Raw genomic sequence first — 20,801 nt, forward strand, 5'->3', positions numbered from 1 at the left:
CTCAGCTTCTGCGCATGTAGAGGAATCCCGCTACGGCGACGACGGCCAGGATGGTGATGATGGCCACTCCTGCGTACAGCAGGGCGTTATCGTCCCCGGCGTTCGGATCCTCGTCGATGACGGCATAGATCGAACAGTGGGTGGTGACTCCGGTCATCTCCTGCCTCTCGGCATCGTAGGACCCTTCTAGCTTCTCCATGTCACCGTTGTCGGCGACATAGTACATCGCAGGTACCATTCCCTCCGCGGCGACATGCTTGACGACTATCGTCAGGACGCCGTTGATGCTGTTGCCGAGGCTCTCGCCGCCGGACGACACCTTGATCTCGAGGACGCTGGCGTTCTCGCCGATGGCGTCCTTCTGATCCTCCGAGAGGGAGATTTCCTCCGAAGCGGAGAACTGGATGAGTACCTCGTCCTCGCCGGACAGGTTGCCCAGGACCTCCTTGGATACCTTCAGCGAGCCTTCGGACGATACCAGATTCAGGACGGCCCCGGAATCGGACATGCCCTTCATGGCCTCGCCTGACAGGGTCAGGGAGATGCTGTCGGTCGTTGATTCCGCGAGCATGACCTTCTCCTGCTGCACATCGGTGATCTCTCCGGAGACCTTCTCCTGCAGGGACACCGCGAGTTTGACCTGCTCGGAGGATATCGACATCACGCCGCCGGACTGACCGCTTCCGAGGACAGTTACGATCTCCGCGGGGCTACCGTCCTGCGGGACCTCGACGGATGACCTCACGGAACCGTCCTTGGATTCCGCCACGACCTTCTTCTCGGACGTCTCCTTGCCGGATGCGTCCTTGGATTCGGTCTGGGTGGAGGTCAGCTTCGACTCGCCGTCCTCGACCACCTTCTCGGTGACCTTCTTGGACGAGGTGCTTCCGTTGGGATCGGTAACTGATTCCTCCCTGGCCTTCTCCGTCTCCTTTGCGCCGTCGGCGCCCACGGTCTCCTTTACGGATTCCTCGGTGACGGTGGTCTTTCCGGATTCCTTCTCGGTGACTTTCGTGCAGGACTCGGTCACCGTCTTACCTTCTTCCTCTATGACATTGGTCGGGACGATCTCTTCGACCTTGGAATAGGTCTCGTTGCCGTCCTTGTCCCTCAGTACCTCGGATTTCTCCGTGATGTTGCCGTCCTTGTCCTTGGTCTCCGACTTCTCTGTCGATCCCTTGACGTTGCCTTCGGCATCCTTCTCGGTCTCCGTGACTGTCCTGACATCTGATACGCTTCCGTCCTCGTCGGTGACGGACTTGGTGGCGGTGGCCACCTCCTTGTTCTCGATGACGTTGCCGTCCTTGTCCTTGAATACGGTGGATACCGTCTCGACGCTGACGTCGTTGCCTGCATCGTCCTTCTCCTTGGTGTAGTCCTTCACCTCTTCCTTGGAGGACAGGACGTTCCCGTCCTTGTCCATGGATGTCTCCACGGTGCTGTGATGGGTGACGTTGCCGGCCTTGTCCTTGACGGTCTCCTCCTTGACCTCCGACATTCCGGTGACCTTTCCGCTGGTGTCCTTGGTGGTCACCTTGACGTCCTTGGTCTCGGTGGTGGTTCCGGAGGGATCCTTCTTGGTTTTCGTGGTGGTCTCTGTGAGAGTGGAACCGTTCTCGTCCTTCTCCTCGGTCTTCTTGGTGACCGATCCGTCAGCATTGGTGGTTGACGATTCGGACACCTGCTTCTCGATGGTCCAGCGGACGGACTTGTCGGTGAAGGTGGCGTCCTCCCACGCATAGCCGTTGTTGAGCCTAAGGATGGCGGTGTAGCTGCCCACATCCTTTCCTGTTCCTCCGGAGACCACAGTGTACGCAGACGTGTTGGACAATCCTGTGATGTCCCTGCCCGTCCAGGTCTGCTTGACCTGGGGGATCTCCACGGCCTGGATCCTCTGAGCGGACGAGTTGTCGCCTGCGGTCATTCCGTAGACGAGCTCGAAGCTTCCGCCTTCCTTGTAGTAACCGAGGGTCTTGTCGTTGTAGGAACCGTTGTGGTACTGCACCCAGTACATCCACACTCCGTTGTCGAAGTGGGTGTCGCCCATTCCGAAGATGTGGTTGACCCAATGCTGGAGGCTCTCGCCGCCGGAGCTTCCGCTGAAGAAGCTGCATGGGATCTTGTTGTCCTTCAGAGCCTTCTCCAATGCCGCTCCTGCATCCTTTCCGGTTGCTGTGAGGGTTATACCCCTCTTGAGAGCGTTCAGGTCGTAGCCGGATTGGCCTAGATTGAGCTTATTGGTGTGGAACTCGATCCTGATGTCGAAGGTGTACGAGGGATCGGTAGTAGGGACGTTGAGGACCTTCACTTTAGCGGTGTCGGTCTTGCCTCCCGCCGTTGCCGTGATCACCGCGTTGCCTGCAGCGTTTGCCTTGATCGCACCGGTCTTCGGATCGACCGATGCGATGTTGGGCTTGTCTGAACTCCAGATGACGGTCTTATCGGTTGCGTTGGATGGTTTGATCTCGTACCTCAGCGTAGCACTGTCGCCGACATACAGCGATATCTCCTTGTCGAGCTGGTTTATCTCGATCCCAGTGACATCGACCACAGACTGTTTGATAACGAGATCTATGTTCTTGGTCACCTTGGCCTCGTTGAGCCTCTGAGCCTCCACCGTGAGGGTGGCGTTGTCCACCAGAGTGCATTTAATCTTCGCGCTGTACGTCCAATTGCTTTCGTCGATGTCTGCGAAAGCAGGTATCTTGACCTCTTCGGAGACGTTGACGGTCAGGTTGATGACCTTCGTCCCCTCCATGGTGGTACCGGTGACGGTGAGGACACCCTCGGAGTAGGTGTACTCCGACGTCAGTCCTTCGTCATCCGCGTCAACGGTATCGCCGATGAACAGGAAGGAGACTGCGACCATTGCTGTGATCAGCAAAAGCAGATTCATTGCCTTTCTGTTCATGAGGAACCACTCTCCGTGAGGTCGATGTATTCGGCAAGGACCAGGATGTTGCCCTTGTATGCCGTAACCAGCGCCTTGACGGGTGCCGATTCACCGGTATTGGTGTAGACCAGGGTGATCTTTCCGTCTTCTGCGATCTTCGCTTCGATGGGCTCCCTGACGAAAGTCATGTCCGAATAGGCCGCCTGGACCTGGATGTTGAGTCCGGATTCGTCAGTGGTCTCGATCGTGTACTCCAGCTTCAGGGTGTTGTCCTTGACCTCCGTCTTGGTTACCGAGATCTCGTAGGAATGGATCTTCTCCCAGGACAGCTTGTAGACGGTTCCTCCCGAGACGAACTTGGTGCCCTCCAACGAGGTCACTTCGTTACCGGACGAATCCTTCCAAACGGGCAGATATCCATCCTTGTGGACCCTTGGGAAGTCACCAAGTACGTCGGATCCGACGACTCCGATTATGTAGGAATCGTCGATCTCCTCATCCCCTTCGAAGAACTGTACCAATGATGCACTGTTACCGGGGACCATCTGCACTCCGATGAGATTGCGGTCGCCGATATTCTCCTTGAACGAGTATGTCTTGAACGCCGACCCATCCCAATAGGTGTAAACAGAACCTTTCTGAACAATCGCATCACCTGCGGTTATTATGATGTAGTGATCGGTATCGAAGTGTCTGTTATTGAATGAATCCACAACCGACCAATCATACTGCATGATCGTATCAGTTGGTGCGTGGACTGCCATTATCTTCGCGTCGGCTACAGTGTTACCGAACAGCCTAGATGCACTGAACGTACCGTCTATGGACAGAATCTCATCGCCTAAGGATCTTGCTGCATCGTACATGTTCTTTCCATACGCCTGATACCAGCCCGCCTTCTCTCCATCATCAATGAAGAAAAAGTATGGGTTCTTCTCGGGTGTCGTGTATGTGAAGATGTGTCCAGAATCGTTGTACCAAACTATCCTACCATCTATATCCGGACGAACTGTCTGCGAATTCCATTGCCTGGGAAGATAGTTGGCATCAGATTTTTCAAGATGCCTCTGCGCTCCGATTCCTGAATCCTTGATGATGCAGAAAGTTGACTGTGTGTAGCCATCGTAGGGTATCATGTAGATATAGACTGGGGATCCAACCTCGTCCATGTGCGACACATCGACTGACATCGAACCGTGTCCGAAGGATGAGTCGACAGACCTCGGGGACCTTAATTCTCCCAAGCTCATATCGAAAGCGTACAACTTGCTCTCGCAGTTGACATATCCTATTCCTCCGACCACCAGGAACTGTGAAACGAAACCGTTGTCTCTGAACTCGTAGTATTTCTCAGTGCCATGATTCAATCCGTCGACAGTGCAGTATGCTATGCGGCTGTTGTTGATCGATCCGACAGCTCCGAACAGACCTTCTGAGTAAGCGCTCATGTACAGAACACCGTCGTAGTATGATATCCATCCGTCATCCAGGAACATAGATTCCAGGCTGTCGAAATAGAACCTTTCCACCTGTTTGGTATCCAGGTCCATCACTCCAATACCGCGTGATGCCCCCTCGGTAACTATACGATACAGGTAATGATCGACGAACACGCTGCTGGTGAATCCGTAGGAGCTGAACGACTTTTCTATCGTTCCGATGAATTCCAGCTGCTTTGATTCATCTGATCTTGAAACATCAACATCATCTGGTGTGAATCTATAGACTGAAGAGCCTGATGTGTAGAAGTAACCATCATAGTACTCGACGCCTGTGACCTGTCTGTCCAAGACATATAGCTGATTCAGATCCAGATCATAAACCTTCGATGTAGGATAGTCAACTATGACGCCAGCACCATATCCTACTGAATGGTAGTAAGCTTCCGCTTCCCTTGACGGCACGGACTTCAAGACGTATCCTGTATCAGACTCGGCTACGTAAAGGTAGTTACCTGCCCTGAAATAGACGCGATCGTCAACAATCAGTGGAACTGACGAATGCCCTTTCCAGATGTTAGATGATGTATCGAGGGGCCCTCCGAGACTGTATGCCTGGACCATCTGCAGTATCTCTTCTGATGTGGGCATACCGCGGTTGCTTACAGCATCGAGACCGGAACTGGATGAATGGAATCTATACATCAGACTAACAGTCGTATCATCCTGCACGTTAAGCACCAAAGGCTCATCAATACTGCCGGAAACGATTTCACCGTTTACCATCCAGCCCAACACTTCGTATCCATTGTTTACCGATCTGCATGTTAAGGTGTAACTGCCGGGTGTCACCAGATTTCCGGTGATTGACGGACTGACGGATATTGATGCGGCCGTGCAATCTAGCGTCAATTCTGGATTCCTCTGTGTCCAGCATGCATATAGGATTGTATTCGATGAGAATACTGTGGATTCGCTTACAGGTTCACCATTAGGCTCTAAAGACCATCCGGACATCATGCATCTGTTCTTGATGAACTGAGGCATGTCCATGCTGGCGATGTCAGAACCTTTCGGTACAACCCTCGAGACTTTACCGATGCCTTCGAAGAGACCTCCGTTTCCATCGAACAGGATTGTTATTCCCTCTGTGTTGAGGCCGACAGTCACGCGATTCTTGGTGACATCTGATATGCAAAGCTTTCCATCCGTTATGCGAACATTGGCATCGTTACATTCTGGAAGAAGGACTCTGCTGATGGTATCATTGATATTGAGTATCAACGACATCTCACTTGATTCAGAAACACTGTATGAGATCTCATGGCCCTCCACTTTACTAGGAACGTATACTGTGCTGCTACCAACGTGATATCCTAGATATAAGTCGCCTAATACCGACAACTGACGGAGAACATCGTTTGAGCTATCGGCATCTGCGAAGTAGTTCACAACACCTCCGCCGTTGAATGCGTCGACCACATCCCATGAACCGTCAAGAGGATGGGTGAAAATGATGGTCTCCAACGATGAATCTGCATTGACACAGCTTTCGGCGAATGATATGCCGCCTCCGACTATGAGCGTCTGAACTATTCCGGGTATCACACCATCCTCGATCACCAATCCGGACCTCATGAGAGTCAAGGTGGTAGAATCCGACATGACCAGGACAAGCTTTGATTTTCCATTCTTCGTGAGGAATAGGATATCATCCTCATAACTGAAATTGGTATTGTTTCCAGAGCAGTTTACTGAATCGGCTTTCTCCAGCCCTTTCTTATTAACGGCCACGGTGTTATCCCTGATTGTAAGGACGGACGATTGTACAGATGCCAATGGTGTCGAGCTATCCACTATGGTCGCGTCGCACTCGAAGACTCCGACGGGCAACATGACTTTCTGTCCGTTGACATAATCCAAATGGTCACAATTCCTTAGATCCACAACTACGTTGGATGAGGAACCCATATAGTTCCTAAGATCGGAACCTTGCTCGAATTTGACCAGACTGACGCAGTCGAATGCCATATCGCCAATATACTGAACCGAAGCAGGAACTGTGATCTGACTTCCGCTCAGTATCTTCATTCCCGATTTGAAGGCTTCTTTTCCGATTTTGAGCAAGGATTCAGAGAGCTTGATTTGAGAATCTTCAGAAACCGAATACAAGAAGCTACCTCTTCCGATTTCGACAAGATACTTACACTCGCTCAGGTCAATTGTTGATACATGACTGTATCCGGAGAATGCATAGTCGCCCACTGATCCCAACTGGGAACCTTGAGCGAATATTATTGAGAATCCTTCCGAGGTCAAGATACGGCGATCTATGGTAGAACCTTTAGCATTCTCAGATATTGTATTCATTCCCGGTTCCTTATTGCTCCAGGGAACATTATCGACCCAAGAGAATGCGGCAAAACCAATGGAGTTGACTGTTGCCGGAATGACCATACCGCTGTCCGAATTGATGTTGACCGCTAATGACCATAGACTTGCGTTTTCAGCATCTGGGTTGATATTGTTGTTCCTCTTTGCAAATGCGAAATCACCGATAGAAACCAGATTGAAACCGCTACCCACATTGACCTTGGTAAAGGACGGGTTCAAGAAGAACGCCCCCCTCAGTATGTCGCATCCATATCCTTTCTGCGAGGATTCGAATGTCACCATTCTCAATTCATTATTGCTGCTGAAAGCGTACTGATCGATGGTTGTCAGACGAGAATTTGAGCATACTGTAATGGTTTCTAAGTTATCACAGTGGTAGAATGCCTTGATACCTATTGACTCTATACTGGACGGAACAGATAATGAAGTTATTTCCGTTTTAGCAAAGAGATAATCGGGAATGGATGTGACCGAATCTCCAATCGAAATGACAGAAATGTTTGCATTCTCCATCGGATATGTTCCATCACTAAGGGAAATCCTCCAATTCACATCGCGGTCATAGACGAAATTGTCAATCGTGCACGAAGCAAAGGCTCCTGATTCGACCGTGGTGACGGTCGATGGGATTGTAAAAGAATCGAAATGCCCTGTAACGCTTAGCAGAACGGTTCCGTCAATGCTGAGCTGAACTGATCCGATGGATGCAGTGACTGTGAAAGATGCTTCATCAGACATATCTGAAGCCGATGCGGTCACAGTGTACGTACCTGCGGCTAGCTGTCCGACACTGAGCGTATGTCCGAAAGTCGTTCCGGACACCACGCAGGGATCCACGGGCGAGGAGTATGACGGTCCGGTGACTATGACGTTGACCAGACCTGCGGATGAGGTTCCCGAGAACGTGACCGTTCCGGAATCGCTGTCATAGGACACGCTCGAGATGGTCACGTAGCCTGCAGGCTGGGGTGACGACTGCTGTACCGTGAACGTCCTGGAATCCTGATGTCCGGAGGCCGATGCGGTCACAGTGTACGTACCTGCGGCTAGCTGTCCGACACTGAGCGTATGTCCGAAAGTCGTTCCGGACACCACGCAGGGATCCACGGGCGAGGAGTATGACGGTCCGGTGACTATGACGTTGACCAGACCTGCGGATGAGGTTCCCGAGAACGTGACCGTTCCGGAATCGCTGTCATAGGACACGCTCGAGATGGTCACGTAGCCTGCAGGCTGGGGTGACGACTGCTGTACCGTGAACGTCCTGGAATCCTGATGTCCGGAGGCCGATGCGGTCACAGTGTACGTACCTGCGGCTAGCTGTCCGACACTGAGCGTATGTCCGAAAGTCGTTCCGGACACCACGCAGGGATCCACGGGCGAGGAGTATGACGGTCCGGTGACTATGACGTTGACCAGACCTGCGGATGAGGTTCCCGAGAACGTGACCGTTCCGGAATCGCTGTCATAGGACACGCTCGAGATGGTCACGTAGCCTGCAGGCTGGGGTGACGACTGCTGTACCGTGAACGTCCTGGAATCCTGATGTCCGGAGGCCGATGCGGTCACAGTGTACGTACCTGCGGCTAGCTGTCCGACACTGAGCGTATGTCCGAAAGTCGTTCCGGACACCACGCAGGGATCCACGGGCGAGGAGTATGACGGTCCGGTGACTATGACGTTGACCAGACCTGCGGATGAGGTTCCCGAGAACGTGACCGTTCCGGAATCGCTGTCATAGGACACTTCCTGTAAAGAGGTTGTTCCCGACCCCTCGAGGCCGGGAAGAGGGATTATAGCGATGGAGCACGCCACCACTATTGCAGCCGCGAGAATCATAACAGATGTGTAGCGTGCCATCTAATCCCTCACGCCGTTGCAGGTTCGTAGTGGCACCAGCACACATAGGATGCTGGCAAACCGTTAGTCACTCCGTCTACCAGTTGGACGACCACCTGGTTCAGGCCCTCTGCGGAGAAGATCGCCACATCGGAACCTGAGCCGTTGGTCAGCACAGGCTTCGAATAGTAGTTGATCACCGTCGAACCCTGGTTGCCGTATTTCACAGTGATAAACAGCCTTGGATCCTGCATGCTGGTGACATCGCTCTTTCCGTCAATCTGGATGCTGAGGACGATGTTGGAACCGTCCTTGATTCCCGAACAGGTCATCGAACTTGCCTCGGGAACCTGTGGCTGGTCCTGCACTTTCTCGAAGACTGCCTCGATGGTTACAGCGGATTCGCCCATTGTGAACCTGTTATCGCTGCCTACAGTCACACCGCCGGATGTTACGTTCCAATTCTTGAACACATAACCTTCTGCAGGAGTCGGGGTCAGCTCAATGACATCCTGGTTGAAATAATAACCGGATTGCCTAAGCACCTGCATCGATGTTTTACTGTATCCGGCACCACCTTGCAATTCACTTTCTCTCACAGGGCCTAAGAAATTTGCAACCAATTTCATGTCAACAGACCCGTGTTCAGCTGATATGGAGACAAGCTTTGAATTAAATGTCACTGTAATCGTAACATTCTTGTCAGGCATGGTGAAGAAGTAATACCAGTATTCTGGAGCTGTTAAACCATCTGTGTCTTGATGGCTTTTCGATGTAACGTCTACAGAGTTATTGTCTGAATCGGTTACTACAATGCTCTGAATCATGCCGTTAGTACTTGGAAATGGGGACACCCTTACCAGTTGTCCTGAAGCTGCTGAACTTATCGGGAACCTATTATCGCTATCGGCTACATGAGTATCTACATCGGTTGCGGCGTATGCGTAAGCAACTCCTCCGTTACAGACTATTTGTACGTCATTCAGTTTTAGAACGTTGATTGTAGCTGTCTTTTCACCCAACACTGTCGTATTGTTCGTTTTAGTTCCGTTAATACTTACTTTCAGAGTAAAACTATCTTGTTCAATTTCACCGTCTTTATGGATTTTCAAATCGATTATTACTTTTTTTTGCGTTACAGCGTTACCTGTCGAATCTTCGGTTATCGACCAAAGTATCTGTATTCCACCGTTGCTAATTGTGCTGCCTTGAACCGTTGTTACATCTTCACTCTGTTGAGTGATCTCTGCAGAGGTTACTGTCGAATCCCCCACCGTCAATGTAATAAATGCCCTGAAATTAGCATCACTTAGCCTCTGTGAGGCCGAAGTCATGGCTTTTACATTAGTAAGATGTAATTCGTAATCAGACGAGGGATCCCAACTCAATGATGCTGGAAAACTAGTCCAAATATATGATGCTGGATCCCCCTCTACAGAATTTGTATCGTCATATATTGTTTGAAAACAGAATAAACTTAAGGCAATTATCGATAGCAACGCAACAATTCTTTCTTTTTTGCTCATATGACTCCCTCGATAATATGTGTTGAAAACAATTCTCATGAGCTGCTTTTTTTATTAGAAACCCAAAAAGAAAGGCTGAGTTTCCCCAGCCGTTTGTTTTCAACTAAAGGTGTATATCACCCAGAATTCATTCAATACCTGATTAGAATCGAAGTGCATAGGGGAATAGTATCCAAGAGTCCATTGTAGATATTCGTCACCTGGCAAAACCGCATTGGGATCTAAAGATTCCCAATAATAGTATGTTGTAATACCCGACTCCGTCGTAGAAGTTGTTCCTATCCCAAACAAAGAATTCATCCACGAATAGTATGTATAATAGCCAGTATGCGCTATATATGCAGTCATCTGCCCAGAGAGACTGGCACCCACTGCATCCAAAAGTGCAAGATATGCATCAGACCCATATCCATAAACAGTAATTCCGTTTCTTATATCCTGTGTGGTTATTGTTTGATACTCATAAGTGGTTCCATTGAACACTTTGACCTGTGTTCCTGCAGGAATGTTTACTCTATTTGTCTCATCAGCCAAGAAAAAACTACATAGGAAATCAGAGTCGCCCTGCACTTCAGTCAATCCGATCATTCCAGTGATGGTTGTATAATCGTGGTATGCTCCCTGTCCATCCTGTGTAACGATAGCAACGTTCGCGTATGCTGCATAATGTCCATCGACGTTGACTGCTGCGTAATCAGCATACGGTCTGAACCATCCGAGAGGATAGTTAGTTATGTCGTTCCATGCCTCGTCTGCATTGTTGTATGCATAGATCTTGAAATTCGCTGAATTGTTCACCGCGGTGATCAGTCCGTAGTCCTTGTCAGGATTGTATCCTGATTTCCAGCTGCTGTTGTCTGTGGTTATCGTGTACCCGAGTGTCGAGTCTACGTTGTCCACTGCAATATACAAGTTGTATGCAATCGTCGTTGCAGAAGCCCACTGCGAGCTGTTTTCGTTGTAATAATACACCTTAACAGATCCGGTTGTTGTTGCATCGGAATCATCCGATACTCCGACAACAGCGATCCCTGCCACTGCCAGCATCATGAATGCTGCCATTATGGCAAATGCCTTTGTCTTCATGTTCTTTACTCCTTTGTATTTTTGATGTGTCTTCTAACCTCGTTCGAGATCAGTACCGACACTCGGCTTTCCCTTCAGGCCCCATACCGGCTTCGTCCCATTTGGGGGGGGGGGGGTCCCCCACAGACCTAGGTCTCCGGTCCCCCTCTTTCTCGCTTGTAGGAAAGCCCCGCTTTGTTTTACGAGAAAGCCCGCTAACTACACGCTTTTACAAAGTATATGAACTTCCGTGCTAACCTTAAACGATATGCGTTCCAATGCGTTTTTTCGTCGGAAAATCTGACTTTTTGAGAGTTGGAAATATGCTCCGATATGACCCGATCCGGCTACTAAATTTCGGCTGCGGAAAGGGGTCTAGACATGCGTCGGAGACGCGGAGAAGGATGATCCGTATTTAAGCAACCGAGGATTTCCATATAGACGTCTTTATTATCATATCATGTATCATAAATAGGAAGATGTGACCATCCATTGATCATGGCGAGAGGACACGACCGCTATCGTGATTCGATTCGATTGCTTGATCGCATGCGATGCATAATCGCCCTCTCATCTTCAAACTTCTTTGATTCGATGATTGCAAACGAACGATGATAAGGCTTCTGCGCGGATGTGGGACGGGGGCTTAATTTTGCATTACAATTGTATTACATATCATAATGGCAAGCTGCACAGTCCGTATGAGCGACAGAGACAAGGACCTCATGGAATCGTATGCCGAGTTCTACGGCGTGACCCTCAGCGAGTTCATCAGGCAATCCGTAATGGAGAGGCTGGAGGATGAGTTCGACATCAGATGCGCCAACGAGGCGTACTCCGAATATCTCGAGGATCCCGAGAACGTTACCGTTCCGGAATCGCTGTCGTAGGATACTTCCTGTAAAGAGGTTGTTCCCGACCCCTCGAGGCCGGGAAGAGGGATTATAGCGATGGGGAACGCACCACTATTGCAGCCGCGAGAATCATAACAGATGTGTAGCGTGTGCCATATAATCCCTCACGCCGTTGCAGGTTCGTAGTGGCACCAGCACACATAGGATGCTGGCAAACCGTTAGTCACTCCGTCGACCAGTTGGACGACCACCTGGTTCAGGCCCTCTGCGGAGAAGATCGCCACATCGGAACCTGAGCCGTTGGTCAACACAGGCTTCGAATAGTAATTGATCACCTTCGAACCCTGGTTGCCGTATTTCACAGTAATGAACAGCCTTGGATCCTGCATGCTGGTGACATCGCCCTTTCCGTCGATCTGGATGCTGAGGACGATGTTGGAACCGTCCTTGATTCCCGAACAGGTCATCGAACTTGCCTCGGGAACCTGTGGCTGGTCCTGCACTTTCTCGAAGACTGCCTCGATGGTCACAGCGGTATCCCCCATTGTGAACCTGTTATCGCTTCCAACGGTCACTCCTCCGGAGGTGACATTCCACTGTTTGAACACATACCCTTCTTCCGGTGTCGGAGTCAGTTCGATGACATCCTGATTGAAGTAGTAATCACCACTTCTTTTCACCTGGAATGAATTTACCTGATATCCTGCACCACCGGACATATCATTCAATTCCTTGACGGGACCGAGGAAATTTCTAACAAGTTTCTTGGATACAGACCCATGATCAGATACTAATGATAATTGATGCGAATTGAATTCCACCGTTACCGTAACATCGGAATCTGGCATCGTGAAAAAATAGTACCAATACTCTGGGGCGGTCAGACCTGTAGTCTCTATATGAGATTTTGTCGTTACATCTAAAACGTTGTTACTTGAATCCTTGACAGATACAGAACTTATCATACCATTTGTACTTGGAAATGGAGATATTCTGACCAACTGTCCTGAAACCGCAGAGCTTATCTGCCCCTTGCTCTGATTTGCACTATCCATAACAAATGTTTCAACATCATCAGCTGGATAAATGTAAACAGATCCCCCAGTAGATACTGTATTGATCCCGTGAGATGTCCCTGCTCCTGCGATGTTAAATGTAAATGTCCTTTCTAGTTCATTCACCACATTCGTATTTGTGTTCAATCCACGTGCCTTGATCTTAACCAACACCTTATCCACATCTACAGGACCTGTGGAAGATAGTTCGAAATTCATCTTCATGACTTTTGAACTTACTTTGAGTACTTGCCAATTCAAATTTACAGCGCCAATATTCAAAACAGGGCCGTCCCACGAGACCTGATTTTGTTCAAAAGTTACCGATTCCTCTGATTTAGAAGACTGCCCAACGACCAATGTGATGGTCGCATGAGAATCGTCGTTGAACGGACCAGTATCTGAGACGCCTTGTATCTGCATCGACGATATATTAACAACGAAGGACGTTGTCGGATCCCAATCTTGGGCTGCGGGTTCAGTAGTCTTGAACGTTGGAGCTTTATAGTTTGGTGTTGAATAATCTGGAGTCGCTTCGGCATCCTCGAAGAAAACCATCGACATCGATGTAATTGTAAGGATTGCACCGATCAGCAATACACTAAGCATAACTATCTTTGGATTCATGCCCCCTCCCTATCCGATTAAGTATCACCGATACATCTTTCGGATGAATTAAAGGGGCTGGGAATTTCCCAGCCTTTTACCTCAATTATAGCTCTCGACGTATGTCAGGTTGAAAGCAGTCATGTGCTGTGCCGAATCAGGATGTTCAATGGAATAGTATCCAAGTGTCCAACTGACCCAGTATCCGCTGGTGTCAGTGAGTTCCCAATACTTGTACCCAATAATTTCACTGCCATCCATAATCGGTTCAGTCCCCATATTATAGAGGGAAGTCATCCACGAGTAGTATGTATAATAGTTGGTATGTGCTATGTATGCGGTCATCTGTCCAACCAATTCTGCTCCGACTGCATCGATCAATGCTAGGTATGCATCGGATCCAAAGCCGTAAACTGTAACTCCACTACGTACCATCTGAGTTGTGATCGGCTGGTAATCATACGTAGATCCAAAAGGCATCTTAGCAACACTTCCCTCAGGAATCTCAATTGTTCCTGAGTCATCCCTTATTGTAAAGCTGTACATGTTGGACGCTGACTGAACACTGGTCAAATCAATCATTCCTTCGATGGTAGTGTAGTCATGATATCCCCCCTGTCCATCCTGAGTAACGATAGCGACGTTCGCATATGCTGCATAGTGTCCGTCGACATTGACTGCAGTGTAGTCGACATATGGTCTGAACCATCCGAGAGGGTAGTTGGTAATTTCGTTCCAGGCTTCATCGGCATTATTGTATCCGTAAATCTTGAAGTTTGTGCTGTTGTTCACCGCAGTAATAAGTCCATAATCCTTGTTGGGATTGTTGTCTATGGGAACCACGCCAACAGACCAATTGGCATTATTCGTCGATACAGTGTAACCCAGATTTGAAGCTGCATTATTGACTGCTATGTACAAATTGTATGCAATGACGGATGCGGAAGCCCACTGCGAGCTGTTTTCATTGTAATAATACACTTTCACTGAACCTGTGCTCGTTGCATCGGAATCGTCCGATATTCCAACGACAGCAATCCCTGCCACTGCCAGCATCATGAATGCTGCTGTTATGGCAAACATCTTGCTCTTTTCCATTTTTAATCATTCTCCTGAAATCGTTTCGCTTAAGTGGTTTCGATTGATATTCTTGGTCGAGCGTTGACCGCTCCTAGTCCAATCGGACCGACCCTCGACATTCTCTGCTTTTCCGGGAAGCATATACACGACTTCTGCTTCCTCTAGGAGGGGGGGCGGTTTCGGCCCCGAGCTTCGTGGACCCGGCAAACGGTTTCGAAATCGATGCCGATTCCCGGATCCGCTCCCGGTCCCTCCCTTTCTCGGTAGAAGAGGGTCGTCACTCCTCCTCCCGAAAAAGCCTGCTAACATCACACATTTACAAAGTATATGAACTTCCGTGCTAACCTTCAGCGATATGTATTCCAATGCATTTTTTCGTCGGAAAATCTGACTTTTTGAGAGTTGGAAATATGCTCCGATATGACCCGATCCGGCTACTAAATTTCGGCTGCGGAAAGGAGCCTAGAAATGCGTCGGAGACGCGGAGAAGGATGATCCGTATTTAAGCAACCGGGAATTCCGGATCCTTTATACTTATTATGATATCATATATCGTAAGTAGGAATATCTGATCTGAAGGGCTATCAACAGATTCGGTCTTCGCATCGATTCATTCTAGATTTGCGTTTGATAATCACTCGTCATCACATCGACGAAAGTAATCGTCTGATGGGACTATATCCCTTTTCTAGCATCATTCAGAAGAATATATGGTCGCTGCAGATTCGAGTATCGGTGATTCCGATTGAACAGTATGTCTGAACGAACCGGAGTCTAATGTGGCAATGCAAATCTCCTGTCAATCACTGACGTGTCATCCCTGATATCAAAATCCATGTACCTGACGGAACGTTCTCCCAATATCGATAGGAAATATCATGCGAATATGTCATGGCCGTTCCTGAAAACCGTCATTGCATGCTATGCAGGAGGTTCATAAAGCATGATTATTATCTAGTGATAAAATCGATATAATTATTATATCATAATGATATAATCGACACGATGGTCGAATTAAACGTCGTTGACGGCAGAGTCGTCGATAAAGAGACTGAATACCTCGAATTCAAGAATTGCAGCAGTAAACTCTCGAAGGATTTCTGGCCCACTTATTCATCATTCGCCAATACCTTCGGGGGCACAATATTCCTAGGAATCGATGACGACACCCGTGAGGTGATAGGCATTGACGATCCGGATAAAATCATGAAAGAGATCTGGGACCTCCTTAATGATGATAACAAGGTCAGCGTTAACCTGCTGTCTCCGAATGATATCAGCAAAATCGCTATCGGTGGGAAGACCGTCATCAAAGTCCATGTGCCCCGTGCGGAGCGCAGGAAACGCCCCGTCTACATCAACAGGTCCATGGAGAACGGCACGTACAAGAGGAACGGCGAGAGCGATTACCATTGTTCTGTCAGTGAGTTGAAGCAGTTGATCAGGGATTCGGCAGATTCATCCCAGGATTCTATTCCCATCGAGTCCATGTCCATGGACGATCTGGATATGCGGTCCGTCAAATCCTTCAGGGAAAGGATGTCCGGGAGGAATCCTTCGCATCCCTGGAATGATAGGGACGATTTGGACTTCCTCAGACTGTTGGGTGCCTGCTCCAGAGATGATTCCGGCAAGTTATATCCGACGCTTGCAGGGCTTCTCATGTTCGGCTATGACTACAGCATCATGTCCCAGTTCCCGAATTACCATCTCGATTATCTCGAATTGCCCAAGGACGCGGATAATTGGACGTATCGCATAACATCAGGCACAGGAGAGTTCAACGGGAACATCTATTCGTTCCTCACCGAGGTCAGCAACAGACTGCTCATCATCAACGATCAGGGGAAGGAACTGGACGGCATGGAGCGCGTAGACGTCAGCAGCATCGTCAGAGCGGAGAGGGAGCTTCTTGTCAATGCGCTCATCCATGCCGATTACAGCGGTTTCAGAGGCATCAGGGCCGAATGGAGGTTTGACAGGTTCCTTGTCAGGAACCCAGGCGATCTCAGGATCCCCTATGAAGAGATGGTGGAGGGCGGTATCAGCGACCCTCGCAATCCGCATATCGCCATAATGCTGGGGTTGATCGGATTCTCGGAACGTGCGGGGAGCGGTGTGAGCGACGTCTTCTCCATATGCAGAAAACTGAGCCTACCTCCTCCTGAATACAAAGAGACTTCGGATCCAGAAACGGTGACTGTCAACCTCATGCTGAGAAGTTGGACGTCATCAGCAGATAAGGAAGCGGTCATACTCAGGATGATGGCGGACGACCCCTCCATCTCCATAGATAAGATCTCCAAGGCGACTGGGATGGAGAGAAGTAAGATATCACGTACAATCGGTTCCCTGAAGAAATCCGGAAGAATAGACCGCATCGGAGGCACACGTGGGAAATGGGTCATCATCGAGTGATATAATCGATATAATAATTATATCAGAATGATATAATCCCAAGATGATCCGCTGGCATATATTCTAGATCATTCGCCTTCTGATAATAATCCAATAAACTGGATTTATTATTTGATTTCGAAAATAAATCCATTATAACATATATAACCAACTACTAGCGAGATCGATGGAACATGAGAGAAGAGGTCGTACGCAAGGATTATCTTAGAATCCTCAGAAGATAAAAGGACATCAATCTGATAAAGGCGATAGCCGGGATGAGGAGGACCAGCAAATCGATACTAATGAGATGATGCATCTCGCTGATCGTCCAGGAAGGCATTCCCAGCGACCGCATCAGTTTCTGTTAACTCTTCAAATGAAGAGTTTTGAAGAGTTTTGAAGAGTTTTGAATTAAGATGAAAAGCACGAATTGAAATACAATCGTACCGCGGAACGCTCGATCAGAAAACACATGATGATTGTTCTGATGGTAAACGTTTCTTTTCGTTAATCGGATCTGACCGGTTGCTAAGTATGATAGGAGTAAGGATCGAACGCGCATGGACGATGTCAGCCGAACCGCAAATCACTTAACCAAAATGCCGCAAATTACTTAACCGCCATGGGAGAGATTACAGAGTACGGACCTCGGATTGAGGATACGGAGATGTTCCCGAACTCCGACATCGACGCCGGATGCGAATCCTTCGGCGATAAGCAGTGTCGGGACATGTGCGGACCGCATCCGGTCTTGAACGTCAAATGACCATCGATATCTGATTCGAGGAAACGACGCCACCTCATTCCCCGTGCGGCATCAGCGAATCCTCTTGAGGATGATGTATGCCGCCCCGATCGCTATCAGAGACAACGTCACGATGACCGCTGCGACCAATAACGTATGGTCCGTACCCTCGTCCAGATCGCCGACGACCTTCAGGCCGAGGCCGGAGGACTCCCATGAACCGACCGCTCCCTCTTTGCAATGGACCGTCGCATCCACGTTCAGGAACGAGGTGTCATCGCCCTTCGGCGCCATGCCGAGGGCATCGATCCTCTGCAGCCCTGTGCAGTCCGCGAACGCGTAGCCCTCTATGAGCCTGACATCCGAAGGGACGGTCAGCGTCCTGAGCGACTCGCAGCCCCTGAAAGCCATCCTGCCGATGCCCTCGGCCATGTTCAGGTCGATGCTGCTCAGGGAGACGCAGTCGCGGAACGCCTCCCTGCCTATCACCTTCACCCTGTCCGGGATCTCGACGGTCTTCAAGGATTCGCATTGGTAGAACGACGACGCCCCTATCCCTTCGACTCCGTCGCCGAACTCCACATCCCTCAGCGATACGCAGTATCCGAACATGCGCGGGACCGCATCGACCCCCAGCCTCAGGGATTCCAGCGATTCGCATATGTAGAACGCCCCGTCGCCTACGAAACCTATTGTACTGGGGACGTCCAGGGCCTCTATGGAATGGCAGTCGCGGAACGCCTCGAAGCCTATGTACTTCAGATTCCCGGAGAATATCACGGATTCCAGATTGTGGCACGCCCTGAAGGCCTCGTCCTGGATGTCTTTGACGGTCTCGGGTATGGGGGCGGCCTTCACATCGTTGTAGTAGAACGCCCTCTGTCCGATGGACAGCAGCCCTTCAGGCATCTCCACCCTGTCGATGTCCGACCTCCTGTCGACCGTGCCGTCCTCCCTCATGGCCCCGGCGAAGGAATAATCGTCCACCTTCACAACCTTGACGCCGTCGACCTCTCCCCTGATGGACAGCACTCCGTCGACTGGGATGCCTCCGGTCACGACGGCGCCGTCGGGAAGGATCGCGTAATCCACTCCGCCGACGGTGACGACGTCGATGGCCTCCGTACCGGTCCAACCGGTGGAACCGGGGACCGTATGGACCCTCACCCCTTCCGGGAAGGGATCGCCCATGACCGGACGGTCGCCCATGAAGTACACATCTGTCAGGAGCGGGCATCCTGCGAAGGCGCCGTTCTCTATCTCCTTGAGATTCTTCGGGATGACCGCCGATACGAACATGCACCCGTCGAATGCATGGGATGCGAGCGTGCGCACGTCGTATCCTTCCAGAACCGACGGCAGATGGAGTATGCTCTCGTCGGTCTCGGCCGACGTTATGACACAATAGTAGTCGGGATGACTGCTGCCATGCGTCTCGTACCCGTAGACGGTCCCGTCCGGGCATGTCTCGGATGCTTCTGTCCCGTCCATGAAGGATGGGCAGACCATGAGCAGCAGCGCCGCCAGGATTATCGCCGGATAGGCTCTCATCTCATCGCCAGTCCGACCGCCGCGGCCACGACCCTGGCCTCGTCGGGATCCTTGGTGTCCACTATCACGAGAGCATCGCCGTCCTTGATGCCCGTGGCCCTTATCTTCTTGGCGAATTCAGGGTCCTTCTCGTCTATGTCCCATGACTCCGGGAATATGATCCTGCCGCCCCTCATGACGAATATGGCGGCCCCGTCCGCACCGTTCTTGATGGCCAGATCCCTCTGCGCCATGCCGTTGGTTATGCTGTCTGCGACACCTTCCACGATGATCCCCTGCTGGTATCTGCTCACGGCATATTTCTCGTTGTAGATGTCCACGTACCTCAGCCGGAAGCTGTCGAAGCTCTGCTTGCCGAACGCGGTGATGTGTATCCCGTTCTGCTTGACCTCGACCCATTTCCATTCCTTGAGGACCTTCAGCATGCCCCTGATGCTGCCCTCTCCGAGACCGGTCTCCTCCACGAGGCCCTTCCTGCTTATGCGTCCCCTCCTCTGGATGATGTCGAGGACCAGGAATATGTGCGCGTCGGTGTACCTCGCCATGGGACCGTAGTTGTTCTCGTTGATCAGCTCCATGTCCTCACCCCCATGGATTCGCACAGCCTCATGAACGGAAGGACCACGTCCATGACGGTGGACACCGAGACGGACATGTCCGATGCTATGTCGGGGACCGATTCCCCGCGGTCGAACTTCACGATGATGTCTGCCTGCACGGATGTCAGGCCGTGCTTCCTCAGACAGACCGACCTGAAGAGGTCCTCGTCGATGCCCCACATCTCCTTCAGGATGCTCTCGTCGAGGGAGACCCTGTTGTTCCTGTGCTCGGTGACGTCCCTCAGCGTCTTCTTGTGGATCCTCCCGACCTTGTATTGCTCGGGTTTCAGGACCCCGCATTTCGGGCAGGTCACCGGGACGCCCTGCTTGAAGGTGTCCTCCCAGGTTGACCCGCATCTGCAGCATTCGAGGGGCAGGAGCTCGTTCTTCCACCTCCTGCTCTTGCATGAGGGGCACATCATGGGGGATTCGCTGGATGTGATCCATTCGTGACCGCATCTGTAGCACATGACCTTCCTGACGTTGGGACGGTCCCACAGCGAGGACCTGCACATCGGGCAGACGTTCGGCCTTTCGCTTTCGCTCTCGGCGTTCCATATGTAACCGCACAGCTTGCACTCGTTTACGCACCATCTGTCGTCGGCATCGTGAACCGTGCGGTTGCGCTCGACTATGCGCTCGAGACGCAGCATCCCGATCTGGTAATCCTTCTCATCTATCAACCTAGCACCCCTCGAGGCCAATGGATGATAGTACCAATATGCAGACCATCCAAATAGGTTATGTGTCCATCA

12 protein-coding genes are annotated in these 20,801 nt (G+C 50.5%); 3 read left to right on the forward strand and 9 right to left on the reverse strand.

The genetic code is table 11. The features are described from left to right. Window position 1: 1 nt before the first annotated feature. From PED39_01950 to PED39_01965, 4 genes are all read right to left on the reverse strand, one after another. A complete protein-coding gene (locus PED39_01950; protein ID WII07980.1) occupies window positions 2-2,911 on the reverse strand; it encodes an Ig-like domain-containing protein in 2,910 nt (969 codons plus the stop codon). Further along, window positions 2,908-8,586, reverse strand: coding sequence for a leucine-rich repeat protein (locus tag PED39_01955; GenBank protein ID WII07981.1), 5,679 nt, complete (start codon window positions 8,584-8,586; stop codon window positions 2,908-2,910). Before PED39_01955 ends, PED39_01950 begins: the two co-directional genes overlap by 4 nt. An 8-nt stretch (window positions 8,587-8,594) precedes the next feature. Continuing rightward, window positions 8,595-10,091, reverse strand: coding sequence for a hypothetical protein (locus tag PED39_01960; protein ID WII07982.1), 1,497 nt, complete (start codon window positions 10,089-10,091; stop codon window positions 8,595-8,597). A 99-nt stretch (window positions 10,092-10,190) separates the two neighbouring features. Next, on the reverse strand, window positions 10,191-11,177 hold the full coding sequence (locus PED39_01965; protein ID WII07983.1) for a hypothetical protein: 987 nt from the start codon (window positions 11,175-11,177) through the stop codon (window positions 10,191-10,193). A gap of 659 nt (window positions 11,178-11,836) precedes the next feature. Between PED39_01965 and PED39_01970 the strand changes: the two genes are divergently transcribed. Then, the gene (locus PED39_01970; protein ID WII07984.1) at window positions 11,837-12,046 is read left to right on the forward strand and encodes a DUF6290 family protein; all 210 of its coding nucleotides are present in this window, start codon (window positions 11,837-11,839) and stop codon (window positions 12,044-12,046) included. Window positions 12,047-12,174: 128 nt separating this feature from the next. On the opposite strand, the gene PED39_01975 is transcribed toward PED39_01970, so the two are convergent. Next, window positions 12,175-13,692, reverse strand: coding sequence for a hypothetical protein (locus PED39_01975; GenBank protein ID WII07985.1), 1,518 nt, complete (start codon window positions 13,690-13,692; stop codon window positions 12,175-12,177). A gap of 81 nt (window positions 13,693-13,773) precedes the next feature. Continuing rightward, window positions 13,774-14,769 (reverse strand): hypothetical protein, encoded by a 996-nt coding sequence (locus PED39_01980; GenBank protein ID WII07986.1) that lies wholly within the window; start codon window positions 14,767-14,769, stop codon window positions 13,774-13,776. A gap of 987 nt (window positions 14,770-15,756) precedes the next feature. Here PED39_01980 and PED39_01985 point away from each other — a divergent pair. Together PED39_01985 and PED39_01990 are read left to right on the forward strand one after the other, a co-directional pair. Next, on the forward strand, window positions 15,757-17,169 hold the full coding sequence (locus tag PED39_01985; protein WII07987.1) for a putative DNA binding domain-containing protein: 1,413 nt from the start codon (window positions 15,757-15,759) through the stop codon (window positions 17,167-17,169). A gap of 604 nt (window positions 17,170-17,773) precedes the next feature. Then, window positions 17,774-17,917 carry a hypothetical protein gene (locus PED39_01990; protein ID WII07988.1) on the forward strand — a complete coding sequence of 48 codons (144 nt, stop codon included), beginning with the start codon at window positions 17,774-17,776 and terminating at the stop codon, window positions 17,915-17,917. Window positions 17,918-17,968: 51 nt separating this feature from the next. On the opposite strand, the gene PED39_01995 is transcribed toward PED39_01990, so the two are convergent. Genes PED39_01995 through PED39_02005 form a run of 3 tightly spaced genes read right to left on the reverse strand, consistent with a single transcriptional unit; the run spans window position 17,969 to window position 20,729 of the window. Then, a complete protein-coding gene (locus PED39_01995) occupies window positions 17,969-19,447 on the reverse strand; it encodes a leucine-rich repeat protein (GenBank protein ID WII07989.1) in 1,479 nt (492 codons plus the stop codon). After that, complete coding sequence (locus PED39_02000; GenBank protein WII07990.1) at window positions 19,444-20,025, reverse strand: hypothetical protein; 582 nt, start codon at window positions 20,023-20,025, stop codon at window positions 19,444-19,446. The genes PED39_01995 and PED39_02000 overlap by 4 nt, the downstream gene beginning before the upstream one ends. Continuing rightward, window positions 20,016-20,729 carry a hypothetical protein gene (locus PED39_02005; protein WII07991.1) on the reverse strand — a complete coding sequence of 238 codons (714 nt, stop codon included), beginning with the start codon at window positions 20,727-20,729 and terminating at the stop codon, window positions 20,016-20,018. Before PED39_02005 ends, PED39_02000 begins: the two co-directional genes overlap by 10 nt. Between the last annotated feature and the right edge of the window lie 72 nt (window positions 20,730-20,801).

This window comes from Methanomassiliicoccales archaeon LGM-RCC1 (genome assembly GCA_030168575.1).
Taxonomy (GTDB): Archaea; Thermoplasmatota; Thermoplasmata; order Methanomassiliicoccales; family Methanomethylophilaceae; genus Methanoprimaticola.